Consider the following 15809-nt stretch of genomic DNA (forward strand, 5'->3'; position numbering starts at 1 on the left):
AACCAAGCCTTGGCTTGGTTTTTTTATATCTGCAGAACTTAAATGGCAGTGCCGTTTACCGATAGTTTTACATCAATATTGCCACGGGTAGCGTTTGAGTAAGGACATACTTGGTGGGCAACTTTTACCAGCTCTTCTGCCGCAGCTTGCTCTAATTCAAGCTCTACTGCTAGGGCAACGGTTAACGCAAAACCACCATTGTCATTTGGACCAATACCCACAGTAGCAGTGGTTGGCGCAGCATTAATTGCTACCTTGCCTTCACGAGCTACATGTAAAATAGCGTTAGAGAAACAGGCAGCATAACCCGCCGCAAACAGCTGCTCTGGGTTAGTGGCTTCGCCACTGCCGCCCATTTCTTTTGGGTAACTAAGTGCTAGATCTAGTTTTTTGTCATCGGTACTCACTTGACCATTACGACCGGCTAATGCGGTAGCTGATGTTGTGTATAGGGTTGTCATAATATTCACCTTGTGATTTATATTGTGTGCAATTTAATTGTTTGCAACTTTAGTTGAGGTGAAAATGAATTGCAAGTATATTGTGCACAATTTATTTTATAGCGAGAGAATGATGATGTCTGAACAGCCAGAACAAAGTGTTAGCCTGCGTTTGGATAAGCAGTTGTGCTTCTCATTGTATAGCGCATCTAATGCCATGGGACGTGCCTATCGCCCTTTGCTGGATAAACTGGACCTCACTTACTTGCAATACATCGTAATGATGGTGTTGTGGGAGCACGATAGTGTAAGTGTTAAAGCCTTGGGTGAGCGGGTGCACTTAGACTCTGGCACGCTAACCCCATTGCTTAAACGCCTTGAAACTAAGGGCTTAGTGCGCAGAGCGAGAAGTGAGCAAGACGAGCGTGTTCGGGTAATTAGCCTAACGCCGCAGGGCCTAGCGTTACGTGAACCAGCAGAGGCTGTGCCTCAAGCAATGTTGTGCCAAGCTGATTTACCGCTAGAGGAGTTACAAGCCCTTAAAGCAGGCTGCGATCGTTTATTAGCAAAGTTAATGAAATAGCATGCATAAGGTTTAAGGATAATATGTGCTTGGCTACAAACACGATAAAAATAAGCGTTAAACCGAAAAAAGTAAGCTTATTGATACGCCAGCTAGCTACAATGTATTGTTGCCCTCGATTGGAGCTATTGGATGCCGCAAGCCGCTGTAAATAAACTAAAACTATTTAGCTTGGCTTGGCCGATATTAGTTGAGCAGTTAACTGGTGGCATTGTGGTGATGGCCGACATTTACTTTCTTAGTCTATTGGGCGAAGAAGCCGCCGCTACCGCTGGCTTGCTAATGCCCTATTTGTGGATAGGCTTTTTTGTATTGCCCATGCTCTCCACCGGAGGCACTGCAGCCGCCTCTCAATATTACGGCGCTAAAAAGCTCGACAAGGTTGTTCCGGTATTTATGAACAATGTCGCGCTACTAAGTTTAGCTGGCTTGGCCTTTGGGGCATTTACCTACCTTAACTATGACAATATTGGCTTGTGGCTAAACTTCCCTTTGCAGATGCAAGGTTACGCTGAAGAATACCTCGCCATAATGGCTTTTACCTTTGGCTTTTTTGGCCTGCGCTGCGCCTATGGTTCTATCCTTGCCGCCAAAGCAATGACCAACTGGAATATGTTGGCTTCGCTGCTTACCAACGTAATGAACATTTTCCTTAATGCGACCTTCTTTTTTGGCTGGTTTGGCCTAGATCCGATGGGCTTAAAGGGCATCGCCTTAGGCACCGTGCTGTCTTACGCCTTTGCGTGTTTAGCAGTAATGCTAATTGTGCACCGAAAAGCACAAGTGCGTTTTGAGTTTAACTGGACCATTTTGCCGCGTATGCGTGCGGTATTTAAACCCTTAATGAAAATTGCCATCCCCTCGGCCGCAGAGCCGGCTAATTACACCTTGCAACAAATAGTGGTGGCTGGCATTTTGGCCAGCTTGGGCGTATTGGCGGTATCGTCTTACACCTTTGTATTGCGTTTCTTATTTGTTTCCATGGCGGTGAGTTGGGCATTGGCGGTGGCCGGGCAAATTATCATGGCGCATTACATGGGCGCACGAAAGCTGGACGAGGTGGACGCCACCTACCATCGCTGCTTAAAGCTAGCGATGCTATTCGCATTTGTGAATATGAGCCTATTTGCTTGGTTTTACCAGCCACTTATCAGCCTGTTTAGTGACGATCCTCAGGTGGCCTTTTACGCCAAGTGGTTGCTGATTATTTGCATTGTGATGGAGCCGTTTCGCGCCATCAATATTGTTGCTGGCATGGCCTTAAAAGCTGTAGGCGATGGGCGTTTTGCTGCCAGCGTAGGAGTCGCCTTTATTTGGGGCGTGGTACCGGTAATCTACTTGTGCTCCATTTCTTGGCAGTTAGGTATTATTGGTGCCTGGGCCTGCTTTGCGCTTGATGAAGTTATTCGCGGTTTAATTAATCACTGGCGCTGGAAAACCTACCGTTGGCACAACAAAGGAATTACTTAAATTTGCTCTCTTAGCTTACTTAGTGAAGGGTCTTACAAAGCAATCGCGCCAAATGTGTTTTTATTCATCGATAAGCAATACGGCGTAATTGCTAAGCCGCGGTTAAGAAATGCCAGTATTTTTCACAACATGAAAATTATCAAACTGAGCTGACAAAGTTTGCCTAGCGATGGATCACAAAGCGCGATACTTCTATTATCTTTTCAGGCCTAGTTTAGGCTACAACTAACACTTTACGTTGATCCTCGGTTTATTGTTGGTGGCCAGCAATAAATGGAATTGCCAGCTAAGAGCGCTGACAAACAGGGTTGTTATATTCCTTTAGTAGCGAGAACAGTAATGAAATTAGAGTCTTTAGCACTTCACCATGGCTATGAGTCAGAAGCGACCACCAAAGCGGCCGCGGTGCCTATTTATCAAACCACTTCGTATACTTTTGATGATACTCAGCATGGTGCCGACCTGTTTGATTTAAAGGTTCCAGGGAATATTTATACCCGCATCATGAACCCAACAACTGATGTGCTAGAGCAGCGCGTTGCGGCCATGGAAGGAGGCATTGCGGGTTTGGCTTTGGCCTCTGGCATGGCGGCAATTACCTATGCAATTCAGTGTATTTGTGAAGTAGGCACTAACATTGTGAGCACTAGCCAGCTGTATGGCGGAACTTACAACCTGTTTGCTCATAGCTTTCCTAAGCAGGGCATTGATGTGCGCATGGTATCGGCTGATGACTACGCAGGCTTTGAAGCCGCTATTGATGAGAATACTCGAGCAATTTTCTGTGAATCTATCGGTAACCCAGCAGGTAACATCGTAGATTTGGTTAAGCTGGCTGAAATTGCTCACAAGCATGGCTTGCCTTTAATGGTAGATAATACCGTTGCTACGCCGTTTTTATGTCGTCCTATTGAGCTTGGTGCTGACATCGTCATTCACTCGCTAACCAAATACATTGGTGGTCACGGTACCTCGATCGGCGGCATTATCGTTGATTCTGGTAAGTTTGACTGGGTGGCTAATAAAGAGCGTTTCAAAATTCTAAACGAGCCAGATCCTTCCTACCATGGCGTGGTTTACACCGAAGCACTCGGCCCTGCTGCTTATATTGGTCGTTGCCGAGTTGTTCCTCTACGTAATACCGGCGCAGCTATTTCTCCAATGAATGCCTTCCAAATTATGCAAGGTTTAGAAACACTGGGCTTGCGTATGGAACGCCACTGCGAAAACGCCGAAAAACTCGCTGCTTACTTAAAACAGCACCCTAAAGTTGAGTGGGTAAACTATGCTGCTTTACCAAGCAGCCCATACCACGACGCTTGTCAGAAAATCTCTGGTGGCAAGGCCTCAGGCATTCTGAGCTTTGGGATTCAAGGCGGCAAAGAAGCTGGCGGTCGTTTCATCGATGCATTAGAGATGATTTTACGTTTGGTGAATATTGGCGATGCTAAATCATTGGCCTGCCACCCTGCGTCTACTACTCACCGTCAGTTAAATGATGAAGAGCTTGCTAAAGCTGGGGTAAGTGCCGACTTGATTCGCATCTCAGTGGGCATTGAAAACATCGATGATATTATTGCGGATGTTAGCCAGGCGCTAGATAAAGCTTAAATTCTTAGGTTGCTTAAAAGTAGAAAGCCGACGTACTGTCGGCTTTTTTGTAGGCTAATTACCGCTATTTATCGATGCGGAAGTCATACACCTTGCAGTTACTCCAAGATTCTACGCGAGCTGAAACTTGCTTGTTGTTCATGGAAGACGCCAGGAACAAAGTTATTAGGTTTTGATCGTTCTTGTCGATGTAGCAAAAACCGCCATTGGCGTGTCCAGAGATATCTGGCCCACACATCTCACAACTGTTAACTGCTTCACCACTGCTGTTGGTATGCTGAACTTTAAAGTTCAAATACTCATTTCGATAATGAATGTTGCTAATTTCACCTTCTTGGATGGCCTCAGACGCTCCAGCAACAGGAACGATTGATGTACTGAACAGAATTGCGCTGATTAGTAATGACTTCATTTGTTTTCTCTTTTTATAATATATTTCATGGCGTTAGGGATTATTGATGCAAATGAATGTTTGATGCAACGCTGACTAAAAGTTGATATTTTCTCGCTTCGCTTCTGTTTCGTGTTTTTATTTCAATATTGCATTACCTTTCGACTTATTAAGGCTTTCTTGGTGGTGCCTACTAGAGCTTTACGCTTTTTTGGCCATTTCCTGTTTGTTTGTCCGTTCTGTGCTATTGATTGCTATTGTTGGCTTTATTTAACCAAGTCTAACGATTTTTCATATTCTTCAATTAGTTGAACTTGGCTTCAGTTTCTCTTTGTAGTGCTGCTTATAATCGCAATGTGGTTTTGCTAGCCTAAAAAGGAAGAGTCATGCGGCTTGTTTTATCAGTAATAGTTGCAGCGGTACTATTAAACTTGCTGGCCTGCAGTGCAGCAGGGGGTAAGCCGGAGTTGGCACTGGAACAGGTTCAAACCTATCAAGCCGCAAGCCCATATGATGACAACTTACGACTGCGCGTAGATGGCCGTTTTATTGTGAATGGCCAAGGTGAAAAGATACGTTTAAAAGGCGTGGCTTTTGGTAATGAAGTTTGGGCGAATACTCGGATTCCTAGTCAGCATCACAACGAGCAAGATTTTATTCGCCTTAAGCAAATGGGCTTTAATAGCATCCGTTTTTATCTAAATTATCAAACCTTTGAAAGCGATAGCGCGCCTTATGTTTATCATCAGTCGGGTTGGGATTGGTTAGACAAAAATGTGCAATGGGCAGAAAAACATGGCATTTACCTTGTACTTAACATGCATGTTCCTCAGGGCGGATTTCAGTCTAATGGACGTGGAGAAGCACTGTGGGATGAGCCTAGCAATCAGCAGCGTTTAATCAAGTTATGGCAAGCCATTGCCAAGCGTTATAAGGGCCACCCTAATGTCGCCGCATTAGATTTGCTGAATGAGCCAGTGACTACCCAAAGCAAGCAACAATGGGAAAATTTGGCCAGCGAATTGGTAGCCGCTATTCGCCAAGTTAATCAGCAACAGATGATTTTTGTCGAGCGCTTACTGGCCGTTAAGGGGCAGTGGCAAATAGATGAGCAGCAGAACTTCTTTAAGTTAGATGATCCCAACATCGTCTATCAATACCACTTTTATGAGCCCATGGCATTTAGCCATCAGCAAGCTTCATGGTTACGCCAATATCAGGTTCCGGCCACTTACCCAGACCCTAATCGCGTAAAAGTAATTGGTTCGCCCAACTGGTATGGCGCTCAGTTTGATAACCCTTCTATAAGTAGCGATAGCGATTGGCAGTATGTCGAAGGCAAAAAACTGCAACATCAAGACTCAAAAGTAGATCTTATTTATCCGGCTTTAGTTTCTGCAAACAATGCGGGAGATAGCTGGTTTAAACAGGTAGTGATTAAGGAATATGCGCCCGATGGTGAAACCTTGTTACGAGAGATTGAAATCGATCTAAGCCGCCAAGCCGATTGGTATTTGTGGTCTGCTAATCAGCGAGGCCGTTCACAGCATCTTCGCCAAGGTGGTGAAGACATATTGCAGATTAGCGAGACGACTAGCGATGCCAACAATGGTAGTTCGCAGCAATTTGTAGTGCCTAAGCTTGACCATTATTATCAGATTTCAGGTTGGATAAAAACTCGAGGAACAGGAGCGAGCAGCCATGTTCAGCTACGATTAGATTTTCAAAATGGTGTTAGCGATATTGTTGCGTGGGACAAGCCCTTAATCGAGAGAATCATTGCGCCTATAGAGCAATGGGGCGAGCAACAGCAGGTGCCACTCTATTTAGGTGAGTTTGGCTGTATTCGAGGTTGTTTCGAGCAACAACGTGGTGGCTTGCAATGGATGAGCGATGTGCTGGATGTGGTAGACCAGTATCAAACTCACTTTAACTTTCACAGCTACCATGAAGACGCCTTTGCTTTATATTATGGCTATGGACGCTTGCCAACGGAGAGCAATGCAAATCAGCCCTTAATTGAATTGTTTAAGCAGCGTTTGGCTAAGCCCTAATTAACTTAGGTCAATAAATGAACATGTTTATCAATATGGCGGCTTGATTTAGCCAGTAATTAGCTACAATAAAAAGTAGATTGTCAGTTATTACTTCCTTTTTAGGTTAAGGAAATAGCATGCGAACTGCCTGTTTGTTTATGCTAACACTCTGGTGTGCTGGGGTGAGTGCTGAGCCCAGTTTACGCATCTCTACCGCTGAAACCATTGCTGCTTATCCTCAAGTACGTGATACGGTAACAGCTGCCTATTCAGAGCTTGGTTATACAGTGGAAATTGTTCCTATGCCTGCCAAGCGCTCTTTGCATCATGCTAGAGATAATCACCATATTGATGCCGAGCTGGCCAGAACCCGCTACGCTAGCGCCTACCTCCCTAATCATATTTTAATCCCGGTAGCGGTGGGGCATATCACCATTGCTGCTTTTGTTAAAAAAGATAAAGCAGTGGTGACGGATTGGCAAAGTTTGCAGCAATACCGGGTGGCCGGGGTGCGTGGCCATTTGTTTCTAGAAGACAAATTGCACAACCATAGTGATACTCAGTTTTTTAACTCAGCTCACCAAGCTCTCACTATGCTAGGCAGAGAGCGGGTAGATGTTGTGATATTGCCGCTATCTATTGGAGAGTATGTGATTAAAAAGTATTGGCATAAGCAAATAACCACAGTGAGCCCCGCGCTCGACTACGTCCCGCTGTACCACTTCCTTCATAACAAACATCAAGATAAAGCTGAGCAGTTAGCCGAAGTATTACAAAAATTCACTACTGAGCCACTCGCTCAAAGGCAAGAGTAATTAGCCAAGCTCTATTAGAAGTAATTGATTAATCGTTTATTTTATTCCTATAAAGGCTATTATTTGGCGAATAGTTAAGTGCTTTGTTGCGCGGCTTTTTAGTGTTTTTACTAAGATGAACAAAATGTAATGTTGTGGCCACCTTGCGGTAAGGGCGGTTTTAGTAATCTGCTCATGTCGATTACACAACGAGGATTAGCCAAATGAAACTTCCAATTAAATTATCAAAAAAAATCTGTGTTGCAGCTGCGGTTGCATTAACGTCTACCGCAGTAATGGCCGATGACGATGCACTGTCTGCACTAGCGATTAAAAAAGCAGGTTTTAGCCTAGAGCAAGCCATTGAAAAAGTGCATAACACATATCCAGGGCAAATAACCGAGCTAGAGTTAGATGATTACCGTGGCCAAGCTGTTTATGAAGTAGATGTAGTAAACCTAGCTCAAGAGCAAAAGCACAAACTAAAGCTGAGCCTAGCCGATGGCGAAATGTTGAAAAATGAAAGCAGTAAATTAAGCATTCTAGGCGTTAGCAAGTTAGATGAAGATGAGCGTATAGCACTAGAGCAGTTAGCTGAATCAGAGTTGTCTTTGCAACAAACAGTAGCCATGCTGAACAACAAATACCAAGCGCAGGTTATTGAGTTCGAATTAGAAAACGAAAAAGGCATTACTTTTTATAAGTTCAAGCTACTGGGTGAGCAAGGCAAACAGCGAGTGATTGTTGATGTAGCAAGTGGCGAAACCATTCCGGTACTAAAACACTAAGCTGAGTGACAGAGGTAGCCAAGGGCTACCTCTTAGCATTTTTGAGGTAAGCAATGTGCGAATATTAATCGTAGAAGACGACCAGACTACCCAGCAATTTTTGCATCGGGCACTTAGTGAGCAAGGGTATCAAGTAGATGTGGCCAGTGATGGCCAAGAAGGTTTATTTTTAGCCTTAGAGCATGACTATCAGCTGATTGTACTAGACCGCATGTTGCCCAAGCTAGATGGTTTAACGGTGTTGTCTACCTTGCGAAATGCCAATAAACACTTGCCGGTGCTAATACTCAGTGCCCTAGACAGCGTTGATGAGCGAGTCAAGGGTTTGCGCGAAGGCGGTGACGATTACCTAGTAAAACCCTTTGCCTTAGCTGAGCTTTTGGTGCGTATCGAAATATTGCTACAGCGCCAACGGGGCCAAGCCGAACCAAGTTTAAACAAGCTGCAAGTGGCCGATTTAAGCATGGACCTATTAGCTAGGCGAGTATGGCGCGGCCAACAAGAAATACTACTGCAGCCCAAAGAGTTTAAGTTATTACGCTACTTAATGGAGCACGCTGGTCAAGTAGTAACCCGCACCTTATTGTTTGAAGCGGTATGGAATTACGACTTTGATCCACAAACCAATGTTATTGATGTGCACGTGGCACGTTTACGCAAAAAGGTAGAGCTAGATGGCCATAGTGCCTTACTTGAAACCGTACGTGGCGTCGGTTACCGCATGGTGGAAAAATAAACGTCAAACGGGCTACGCGTGGCGGTTAACCCGCAATAGTTCAATTTGGCGTTTAACTCGAATGTATACCGCACTGCTGATGTTAGTAGTGGGGATTTTGCTGTGGGTGCTGTATCAGCTCAGCATTGGTCAATTAAGTCGTAGCCAAGCTCAGCAGCTCGATCAACTGGTTCAACAGCAAACCCTGTTGGCCGAAGAGTTAAACCCTCAAGATTTCATCAATCAGTTTCTATTACAAGCCGAGCAGTCTCGCCAGTTTGTATTGGCTTATGACGATGGAAGCAAGACTTACGGGCGCTTAGATAGCATTCCTAAGCGCTTGGCTCAGTGCCCTGTGCTAGCGCGCTTTCCGGTGTATAACTACAACAAAATCCGTCTTTATTCAGGCTGCGTGCAAACCTTGGATAGCGGCCGTTTATTGGTGGCCAGTGATGATGAAGCGCTGTTTGATTTACGCGAGCACTTCATTCAGGCAAGCATTGTTGCACTGAGTTTAGCGCTAGCCTTAGGCTTAGTAACAGGCTGGTTTTTCTCCGCCCAGGTTCTGCGACGGGTAAACGGCATTAATCAGATCGCTCAACAAGTAGAGGCAGGGGAGCTAAGCGCTCGCGTTGCTTTAAGTCCGCGCAATGATGAGTTCGATCATATGGCGACGCACATTAACAAGATGCTAGCGCAAGTGGAGCATTCTTTTGATGCCATCGCTGGCGTAACCGATGCGATTGCTCATGATCTTCGCACGCCTTTAGGTCGCCTACGTTTACGCTTAGAACAAGCCCTGCTCGATAGTGAACAGCAAGCGGTGAGCGCGGAACAACTGGCCAGTATGCTGCAGGAGCTAGATGGAATATTAGCGACCTTTAGTTCCATGTTGGAGCTAACGCGCTTAGAGCATCAGCAGCAGTCTAATTTTAGCCAGTTACAACTGGAAAACATTGCCGAAGACGCCGTTGAATTAATTCAGCCACTTTGTGCAGAGCGCCAACAGGATATTTCATTAACGCTTGAGCAGCCGTGTAAGCTACAAGGTGACGCCACTTTATTGTTCCGCGCCATTTATAACTTACTGGAAAATGCCAGTAAATACGCTGGTGAACAGGCGCAAATTCAATTAACTGTTAAGGCCAATGGCTTTGAGCTAAGTGACACTGGCCCTGGCATCCCCGAGGAAGAATTGGATAAGGTATTCCAGCGTTTGTACCGTTTAGAGAGTAGTCGCCACAGCCCCGGTTATGGTCTTGGCTTGCCATTGGTTCGGGCGATTGTTCGACTACATGGTGGCGAGATAAAATTGCTCAATCAGCAAAGCGGTTTACAGGTTATTGTAGTGTTTAGCTAAGCGGGAAAAAGTAAAAACCAGCCTTGCAAGCAAGGCTGGTTTTTAAGGTCTTATCAATTCTGGCAACAGATAATACAGAGAAGGCCTGTGTTACAAAGAGCAACTTATGAATGTACTTTTGCCTTCTTTAGCTTGTTAGCTTTTCGTGCAAAGTAGTTTACGTAATAAGTAAAATAAAACTGTTCCATAGTATTCCCCACCATCCAATGTTAATCACTGATGCGTCAGGCAAACGGCCTAATCGCACGCACAACCGGCCTAAACCAAGGTTGCAAGGTGCGAGCAAATTGCTCTACTTCACCAACTTAGCACTGCACAAATTTGTTTACAGAATGGACAGATAAAATTGTGACTAATGTTGATGACTTGTTGCTTTTGTGTTTAAAGATGTGAGCTATCCGAAGTTATGAAAATTGTTTTTCTGTTTTCTAATTAAAGTAATGATTTCGTTAATGTTTGATAAGGACTGCTTTATTGAGCTTATTAAAGCAGCTTTTCAGCACGGTGAAGAGAGCGGAAAACTGTCGCTTTTTGCCGATAAAGTAAAGCCAATGCTAAACCGCTAAAAGTAATGGCGAGCAGCCATAGATGAGTAAAATGAGCTTGTATTTCACTAAAGCTGGCACCCATTTGGTTGACCTTTAACATGGCTAAGACCATGGGTTTGGCCGGGATCAGGTCTGCCAAAATATTAATGGCTGGTGGAATAGAGCTCAACGGCCAGATAAAACCACACACAAACACCGTAGGTAATGAGGTCATTAAACCAACAATGGTGGCGTAATCGCGTTTAGGTAATAACACCGCTATGCACTGAGCTAAGCCGGCAGTCGCGATTAAAAACGGTAGCAGCAACTGGCATATCTGAGAAACACTCGCCCAGTGATGCACTCCATAGAAATTAAGCACCACGCCAAAATAAAAGCTGCTCATTACACTGTACATAGCAGCAAAAATCACACTACGGCATAGCACTAGCTGCCACGGGGCAGCATAGCGCAAGAGCTTAGCTTGTGAGCTAGAGGCTGCTGGCGCTGCGTGTAATCCGACTGCAATCAGTAGCGTTTGGTGCAAAATCACCACAAATACCGCCGGAATAACATAGTCCAAGTAACCTTGGTGGGCGTTAAAGGCCGCATTAGCACTTAGTTGGATTGGCGAATGCAAGGTGCTAGCAAGTGCTAGTGGGATGCCATCGGCTACCATTTTTGCCACTTTTACTTGAGCGGCTAAGGTGCCAGAGGTGCTGGCTAAACCTTGCACAATAGTGCCATAAACCAAAAAGTATGAGGCATCTCCTGCGTAAGACAGCGTCGGCGATCTACCCATTAATACATCGCGATAAAAATGCTCGGGGATAACTAACAAACCGCCCACTTTCCTTTCGATTAACTGTTGTTGGGCTTGTTCTATACTGGCTACTTGGCTGGTCACTTGCAGCAAAGGGCTAGCGTCGACCATGCGAATTAATTGCCGACTTAGTTGACTGCCATCGGCATTAATCACTGCAATGGGTTGCTGAAGGGGAGTTTGGTTTAAATAAGGTTGGGGGTACAAAAATGCGTAAAGTAGCAAACCGCCAAACACCGTTAATAGCAGGGCGCGATTGCCCATTATTCGGCGAAGTTCCAAGCGCATCACTAAGGCTGTTTTCATGTGTTATGCCCTAGTTGTGCTGGCTTAGCAAAGCGCATTTTTACCAAAAAGGCAGCACTAATAAAGGCCAATCCAAATACTAACAAAGCTGATAAGTTGGGCAGTGATTGCGCGACACTAGCCCCGTAGTTGGCTTGGGCTATTTGCACTTCTATATAATGGGTGATTGGGATGAGTTGACGCCAAAACTGAGCAAACCAAGGCATGTCGCTCACCGGGAAGGTCACTCCCATAAAGGCAAAACTGGGCGCAGTAAGTGCGCCAGCAAAACTGAGTGCCCGGGCGACGTCTTGAAACAACAACATAAAGATCAACGCTATCGCTTGTGAAGCTAGCACGCACAGCAGCAAAGCTAGCAATAATACACTCCAAGAACCTCGCATTGGCCAGTCAAAGCCGTGGAACATCAGGGTACAAAGCAGTACGCCTTGCAGCCATAACAAGCCTCCAAAAAAGCTGAGTTTTATCGCCAGCTTTTGCCATGCTTGGCTTGCTAACCAATCTTTAAAGCTATTGTTTTTTAGCTCTGCACCTAGCGCCAAAATCATTACCGCCATGATCAAAATTTGCCAAAAAGCTGGCAGGGCAGCAGACACAATAAACTGGGCGTAGTTGCTATTACCGTTATATAAGGCACTGATTTGATTGCGAATAGGAACCGCATTGCCCAAAGCTTGTAAGGTTTGGGTATTGCCATGGCTAAGCGCTTTTGCCACCGCAACTTTGGCACTAAAAGTACCATGAGCCTGCTGCAGCGCAGAGTTGACTTGCTTGCCTATTACCATGAATTGGCTGTTGTAGTAGGCAGCAACCGTAGGTGTTTGTGCCAACTTAGTGTGTTTTTCTAGATTGGCTGGAATAATCACTAACGCAGACACATCGCCAGTGCGTAGCAGCGATCGAGCTTGTGGTTCACTATAAACGCTGCGCACTTGCAGTGTTGGGCTGGCGTCATAGTGGCCAATTAGGCTGCGCGATAATTGGCTGTGGTCATGGTCGACTACCGCAATAGGGAGCTCGCGAGTTAAGCCCGACGAAAATACCCACCACACAGCTAAAAAAGCCAGTAGTGGCAACCAAGTGAGCATAGCCATTAACCAAGCGTTATCGCGCAGTAGTAAGCACTGTTGAATAAACAGTTGCCTTAAGCTGAGCGATGGCTCGCTGGTGGCATTCATCTTAAGGTTGCTCAAGCTCAACAATGGCGCTCATGCCTACGCGTAGTTGCTCAATTTGTTGCAAAGGGCGTGCTTCTACTTCAAAGGTGCGTAAATCAAAGCCAGTGCGGCTATCGGTGGCGCGCCAAGTGGCAAAATCGCCCATCACGGCCACATGGGCTACTTCAAACTTATAGCTTTGATTATCTAGCGCTGGAAGATTGGCACTAAACTGCTGCCCTTTTTGAAATTGACTTAGTTGGTCTTCACGAACATGTAAAACCAACCAGGCATCTTGCATGTCAATAATCGACACCACTGGGAAGCCAGTAGGAGCCAATTCACCGCTTTGTAACAGCAGTTGGCTTACCTCGCCCGAATGCCAGCTTGTCACTAAGGTGTCGCTGGTAAATGCTTCAACTTCTGCCACTACGCCAGCTGCCGCGCGGGCTTGTTCAGAGGCGGCGCGTTTGGTTTCATCACGCGCGCCTTCTTTTGCCAGTTGATACATTTGTGACGCGGCGTTTTCGGTATAACGAGCTGCTTGCCATTGGGTGTAGGCTTCGTCGCGTTTTTGTTCGGCTACTACGCCATCTTTATAAAGATTATCGACTCGCTGATAGGTTTTTTCGGCTAAGTTAGCGGCGGCTAGAGCCTTTTGCCATTGGTCTTTGGCGGCGGCAATTTCTTGTGCTCGAGCGCCGTTTTCGGCTTGCTCTGCCATGGCTGTTGCCGCTTGCTGTCCTGCTTTAGCTTGCTCTAACTTTGCATCAAGCTCGGGGCTGGTGATTGAAAATATCAGTTGCCCTGGTTCTACTTGGTCGCCTTTGCGCACTAATACCTGATCAATCCGCCCAGCTACTTTGGAGGAAATGTTGTATTGCTGAGCCTCTATCTGGCCTTGTAATGTGTAAGGCTGAGGCTGGTATGCTTGCCAAAATGAATAGCCAACCCAAGCAATAATCGCCACCAAGGGCAAAATGGGTAACACAGCAGAAAATTTACGCATAATAGACCCTAGTTAAATCGGTAATATTGAGAAAAGTTAGCCATTTCACCACTTAAGGCGGTGAGTTTAGCCAGTGCGATTACATGGCTGTACGCGGCAGATTGACGCTGAGTTTTTACGCTAGCTTGGTACATCTCGGCATCCACAACATCTAAAGAGGTCGCCAAACCTTGGCTAAAAGCCTTAAGCCGAATACGCAGATTCTCTTTAGCCAACGCAAGGGTAGATTCTAAGCCTTGGTATTCTTCTAAGGCTAACTCGGCTTCTCGGTAGGTTTTTTCTACCAGTAATCCTAGATCTCGCTCGGCTTGGGCGCGTATATAAGAGATTTGCACCACCGTGCTATTGGCTGCATTAACTTTGCCGGAACGACCGGAGTTATCAATAATAGGCACCGATACACCCACTCCAACCATCCAATCTGGGGCGTATTTAGCCGCTAAACTATCACCCTTATAAATGTCGTAGTTACCAAACATGTATACCTCGGGCATGTAACTGCCTTTGGCAATAGTGACTAACTTTTTCGCTTGCTCAGACTTGCTGTCTAGTATCGCCAAACCCGGGTAACTATTAAGGGTATGCGACATAAAGCTTTCAAGTTCTGGGATCTCGGGATGGGTGAACAGGCTGGTACTGGGTTGAATGGCTTGATTGCTGTGCAATAGTTCTTTTAAAGCCAGTTGAGCAATTTGGTAGTTGCGTAGAGCCTTTTTGGTATCCACCTTGGCTTTGTCATAAGAGGCGTCGGCTTGCAGTCGCTCAACAAACGCTATTTGTCCCTGTTGCTCTAGTTTCAATGCATTACGTTGATGTTTCTTAAGTCCATCTTCTACGTCTTTGTAGGTTTCAGCTACCTGTGCAGCCAATACCACGCCAAAGTAGATCTTGGCTAAATCTTCAAACTTGGCCTGCTGCTGCATGGCCAATACTTTTCCCGCTTCAATATTTTGTTCTCTGGCAATATCGATGGCGGCACCGCGGCGGCCACCGGTGTAGAGTGGCCAAATGGCTCTAATTGAACTGGTGGTAATGTCTTGTTCGGTGAAGTTAGTTACCGTGGGTAGGTTTAACAGTGGCGCTAAAATTTGCCCTAGGGCTGGATCTAGCCCACTTAAATCTAGGGAGGCGAGAGGTTCTAGGTCTTTTAAATCCAGCGATACTGGCTTTTCTAAGCGAGTGTAGTTACCGGTTAAATCTACTTTGGGGTAGTACAAGTCTTTTGCGGCTTCGCGCAGGGCTTCGCTGCGGGCAACGCTTTCTTTGTTAGCAGCTAGGCTTTGGTTTTTCTCAAGTACTTCTTGCCAAGCTTGTTCAAAGCTAATGGCATTGGCCGTTACTGGCTGTAATAGGCTCAGCAAGCAGCTCAGGCCAGCCACCTTTATACTCCAAAAGTGTCTTATCACTTTCCCACAGTCCTTATGAAATTAGAGTAAATACTCTACAGCATGCTGGCGGTATTATTCAAGTGCTTTGCAGCGAGCATTTTTAGTATTTGTTAAGCCTAGAACAGTTTGTAGCAAGATGTTGTGTTTCCCAGTAATTACTTTGCTAAACAAACTGTTGAAGTAAGTTTCTATGATTCTAGAAGGGCTTTATTGGGTGGCTAAACACCGCCAATGTAGCCGCTTTACAGAGCTGAAGTTTTTGCTTTAAAGAACTGGCCTACTGGTATTTTAGCGGTGAGGAACTAACAAATGTTGGTTATCACGCCATCTCGAGAGCTTAATCAATGCAAGAGGGTTTGCTTGCCAGTGGCAATTAGCCAATAGTTGAACACTTAACCTAGCTTATTAATC

14 protein-coding genes are annotated in these 15809 nt (G+C 45.5%); 8 read left to right on the forward strand and 6 right to left on the reverse strand.

Annotated elements, in window-relative coordinates; genetic code table 11:
• Window positions 1-38 precede the first annotated feature (38 nt).
• Window positions 39-461, reverse strand: a complete 423-nt coding sequence (locus G6R11_RS14350) for an organic hydroperoxide resistance protein (protein WP_163133775.1) — start codon at window positions 459-461, stop codon at window positions 39-41.
• A 115-nt stretch (window positions 462-576) separates the two neighbouring features.
• On the opposite strand from G6R11_RS14350, the gene G6R11_RS14355 reads away from it, so the two are divergent.
• The 3 genes from G6R11_RS14355 to G6R11_RS14365 all read left to right on the forward strand — a co-directional run bounded on the left by G6R11_RS14355 (window position 577) and on the right by G6R11_RS14365 (window position 4104).
• The gene (locus G6R11_RS14355) at window positions 577-1023 is read left to right on the forward strand and encodes a MarR family winged helix-turn-helix transcriptional regulator (protein ID WP_163133776.1); all 447 of its coding nucleotides are present in this window, start codon (window positions 577-579) and stop codon (window positions 1021-1023) included.
• Window positions 1024-1155: 132 nt separating this feature from the next.
• A complete protein-coding gene (locus G6R11_RS14360; protein WP_163133777.1) occupies window positions 1156-2493 on the forward strand; it encodes an MATE family efflux transporter in 1338 nt (445 codons plus the stop codon).
• Window positions 2494-2832: 339 nt separating this feature from the next.
• Window positions 2833-4104: an O-acetylhomoserine aminocarboxypropyltransferase/cysteine synthase family protein gene (locus G6R11_RS14365; RefSeq protein ID WP_163133778.1), complete on the forward strand. Its 1272-nt coding sequence runs from the start codon at window positions 2833-2835 to the stop codon at window positions 4102-4104.
• A 64-nt stretch (window positions 4105-4168) separates the two neighbouring features.
• On the opposite strand, the gene G6R11_RS14370 is transcribed toward G6R11_RS14365, so the two are convergent.
• Window positions 4169-4516, reverse strand: a complete 348-nt coding sequence (locus tag G6R11_RS14370) for a hypothetical protein (protein ID WP_163133779.1) — start codon at window positions 4514-4516, stop codon at window positions 4169-4171.
• A 365-nt stretch (window positions 4517-4881) separates the two neighbouring features.
• Between G6R11_RS14370 and G6R11_RS14375 the strand changes: the two genes are divergently transcribed.
• From G6R11_RS14375 to G6R11_RS14395, 5 genes are all read left to right on the forward strand, one after another.
• Complete coding sequence (locus G6R11_RS14375; RefSeq protein WP_163133780.1) at window positions 4882-6549, forward strand: glycoside hydrolase family 5 protein; 1668 nt, start codon at window positions 4882-4884, stop codon at window positions 6547-6549.
• A 119-nt stretch (window positions 6550-6668) separates the two neighbouring features.
• Window positions 6669-7346, forward strand: a complete 678-nt coding sequence (locus G6R11_RS14380; protein WP_163133781.1) for an ABC transporter substrate-binding protein — start codon at window positions 6669-6671, stop codon at window positions 7344-7346.
• A gap of 203 nt (window positions 7347-7549) precedes the next feature.
• Window positions 7550-8113 (forward strand): PepSY domain-containing protein, encoded by a 564-nt coding sequence (locus G6R11_RS14385; protein ID WP_163133782.1) that lies wholly within the window; start codon window positions 7550-7552, stop codon window positions 8111-8113.
• Window positions 8114-8168: 55 nt separating this feature from the next.
• Window positions 8169-8849, forward strand: coding sequence for a response regulator transcription factor (locus G6R11_RS14390; RefSeq protein ID WP_163133783.1), 681 nt, complete (start codon window positions 8169-8171; stop codon window positions 8847-8849).
• Window positions 8788-10188, forward strand: coding sequence for a HAMP domain-containing sensor histidine kinase (locus tag G6R11_RS14395; RefSeq protein WP_240352478.1), 1401 nt, complete (start codon window positions 8788-8790; stop codon window positions 10186-10188). Before G6R11_RS14390 ends, G6R11_RS14395 begins: the two co-directional genes overlap by 62 nt.
• A gap of 483 nt (window positions 10189-10671) precedes the next feature.
• Here the strand turns inward: G6R11_RS14395 and G6R11_RS14400 are convergent, their stop codons facing one another.
• Genes G6R11_RS14400 through G6R11_RS14415 form a run of 4 tightly spaced genes read right to left on the reverse strand, consistent with a single transcriptional unit; the run spans window position 10672 to window position 15389 of the window.
• Window positions 10672-11844 (reverse strand): ABC transporter permease, encoded by a 1173-nt coding sequence (locus G6R11_RS14400; protein WP_163133784.1) that lies wholly within the window; start codon window positions 11842-11844, stop codon window positions 10672-10674.
• Window positions 11841-13022, reverse strand: coding sequence for an ABC transporter permease (locus G6R11_RS14405; RefSeq protein ID WP_163133785.1), 1182 nt, complete (start codon window positions 13020-13022; stop codon window positions 11841-11843). The genes G6R11_RS14400 and G6R11_RS14405 overlap by 4 nt, the downstream gene beginning before the upstream one ends.
• 1 nt (window position 13023) lies before the next feature.
• Complete coding sequence (locus G6R11_RS14410) at window positions 13024-14010, reverse strand: HlyD family secretion protein (RefSeq protein WP_163133786.1); 987 nt, start codon at window positions 14008-14010, stop codon at window positions 13024-13026.
• 8 nt (window positions 14011-14018) lie between these two features.
• Complete coding sequence (locus G6R11_RS14415) at window positions 14019-15389, reverse strand: TolC family protein (protein ID WP_240352479.1); 1371 nt, start codon at window positions 15387-15389, stop codon at window positions 14019-14021.
• Between the last annotated feature and the right edge of the window lie 420 nt (window positions 15390-15809).

Source organism: Agarivorans sp. Alg241-V36 (genome assembly GCF_900537085.1).
Taxonomy (GTDB): domain Bacteria; phylum Pseudomonadota; class Gammaproteobacteria; order Enterobacterales; family Celerinatantimonadaceae; genus Agarivorans.

Coding starts and splice junctions, on each gene's coding strand:
- G6R11_RS14370 (WP_163133779.1), bottom strand. CDS start 4,516: ATGAAGTCATTACTAATCAGCGCAATTCTGTTCAGTACATCAATCGTT.
- G6R11_RS14380 (WP_163133781.1), top strand. CDS start 6,669: ATGCGAACTGCCTGTTTGTTTATGCTAACACTCTGGTGTGCTGGGGTG.
- G6R11_RS14385 (WP_163133782.1), top strand. CDS start 7,550: ATGAAACTTCCAATTAAATTATCAAAAAAAATCTGTGTTGCAGCTGCG.
- G6R11_RS14405 (WP_163133785.1), bottom strand. CDS start 13,022: ATGAATGCCACCAGCGAGCCATCGCTCAGCTTAAGGCAACTGTTTATT.
- G6R11_RS14395 (WP_240352478.1), top strand. CDS start 8,788: ATGGCCATAGTGCCTTACTTGAAACCGTACGTGGCGTCGGTTACCGCA.
- G6R11_RS14350 (WP_163133775.1), bottom strand. CDS start 461: ATGACAACCCTATACACAACATCAGCTACCGCATTAGCCGGTCGTAAT.
- G6R11_RS14375 (WP_163133780.1), top strand. CDS start 4,882: ATGCGGCTTGTTTTATCAGTAATAGTTGCAGCGGTACTATTAAACTTG.
- G6R11_RS14360 (WP_163133777.1), top strand. CDS start 1,156: ATGCCGCAAGCCGCTGTAAATAAACTAAAACTATTTAGCTTGGCTTGG.
- G6R11_RS14400 (WP_163133784.1), bottom strand. CDS start 11,844: ATGAAAACAGCCTTAGTGATGCGCTTGGAACTTCGCCGAATAATGGGC.
- G6R11_RS14355 (WP_163133776.1), top strand. CDS start 577: ATGTCTGAACAGCCAGAACAAAGTGTTAGCCTGCGTTTGGATAAGCAG.
- G6R11_RS14365 (WP_163133778.1), top strand. CDS start 2,833: ATGAAATTAGAGTCTTTAGCACTTCACCATGGCTATGAGTCAGAAGCG.
- G6R11_RS14410 (WP_163133786.1), bottom strand. CDS start 14,010: ATGCGTAAATTTTCTGCTGTGTTACCCATTTTGCCCTTGGTGGCGATT.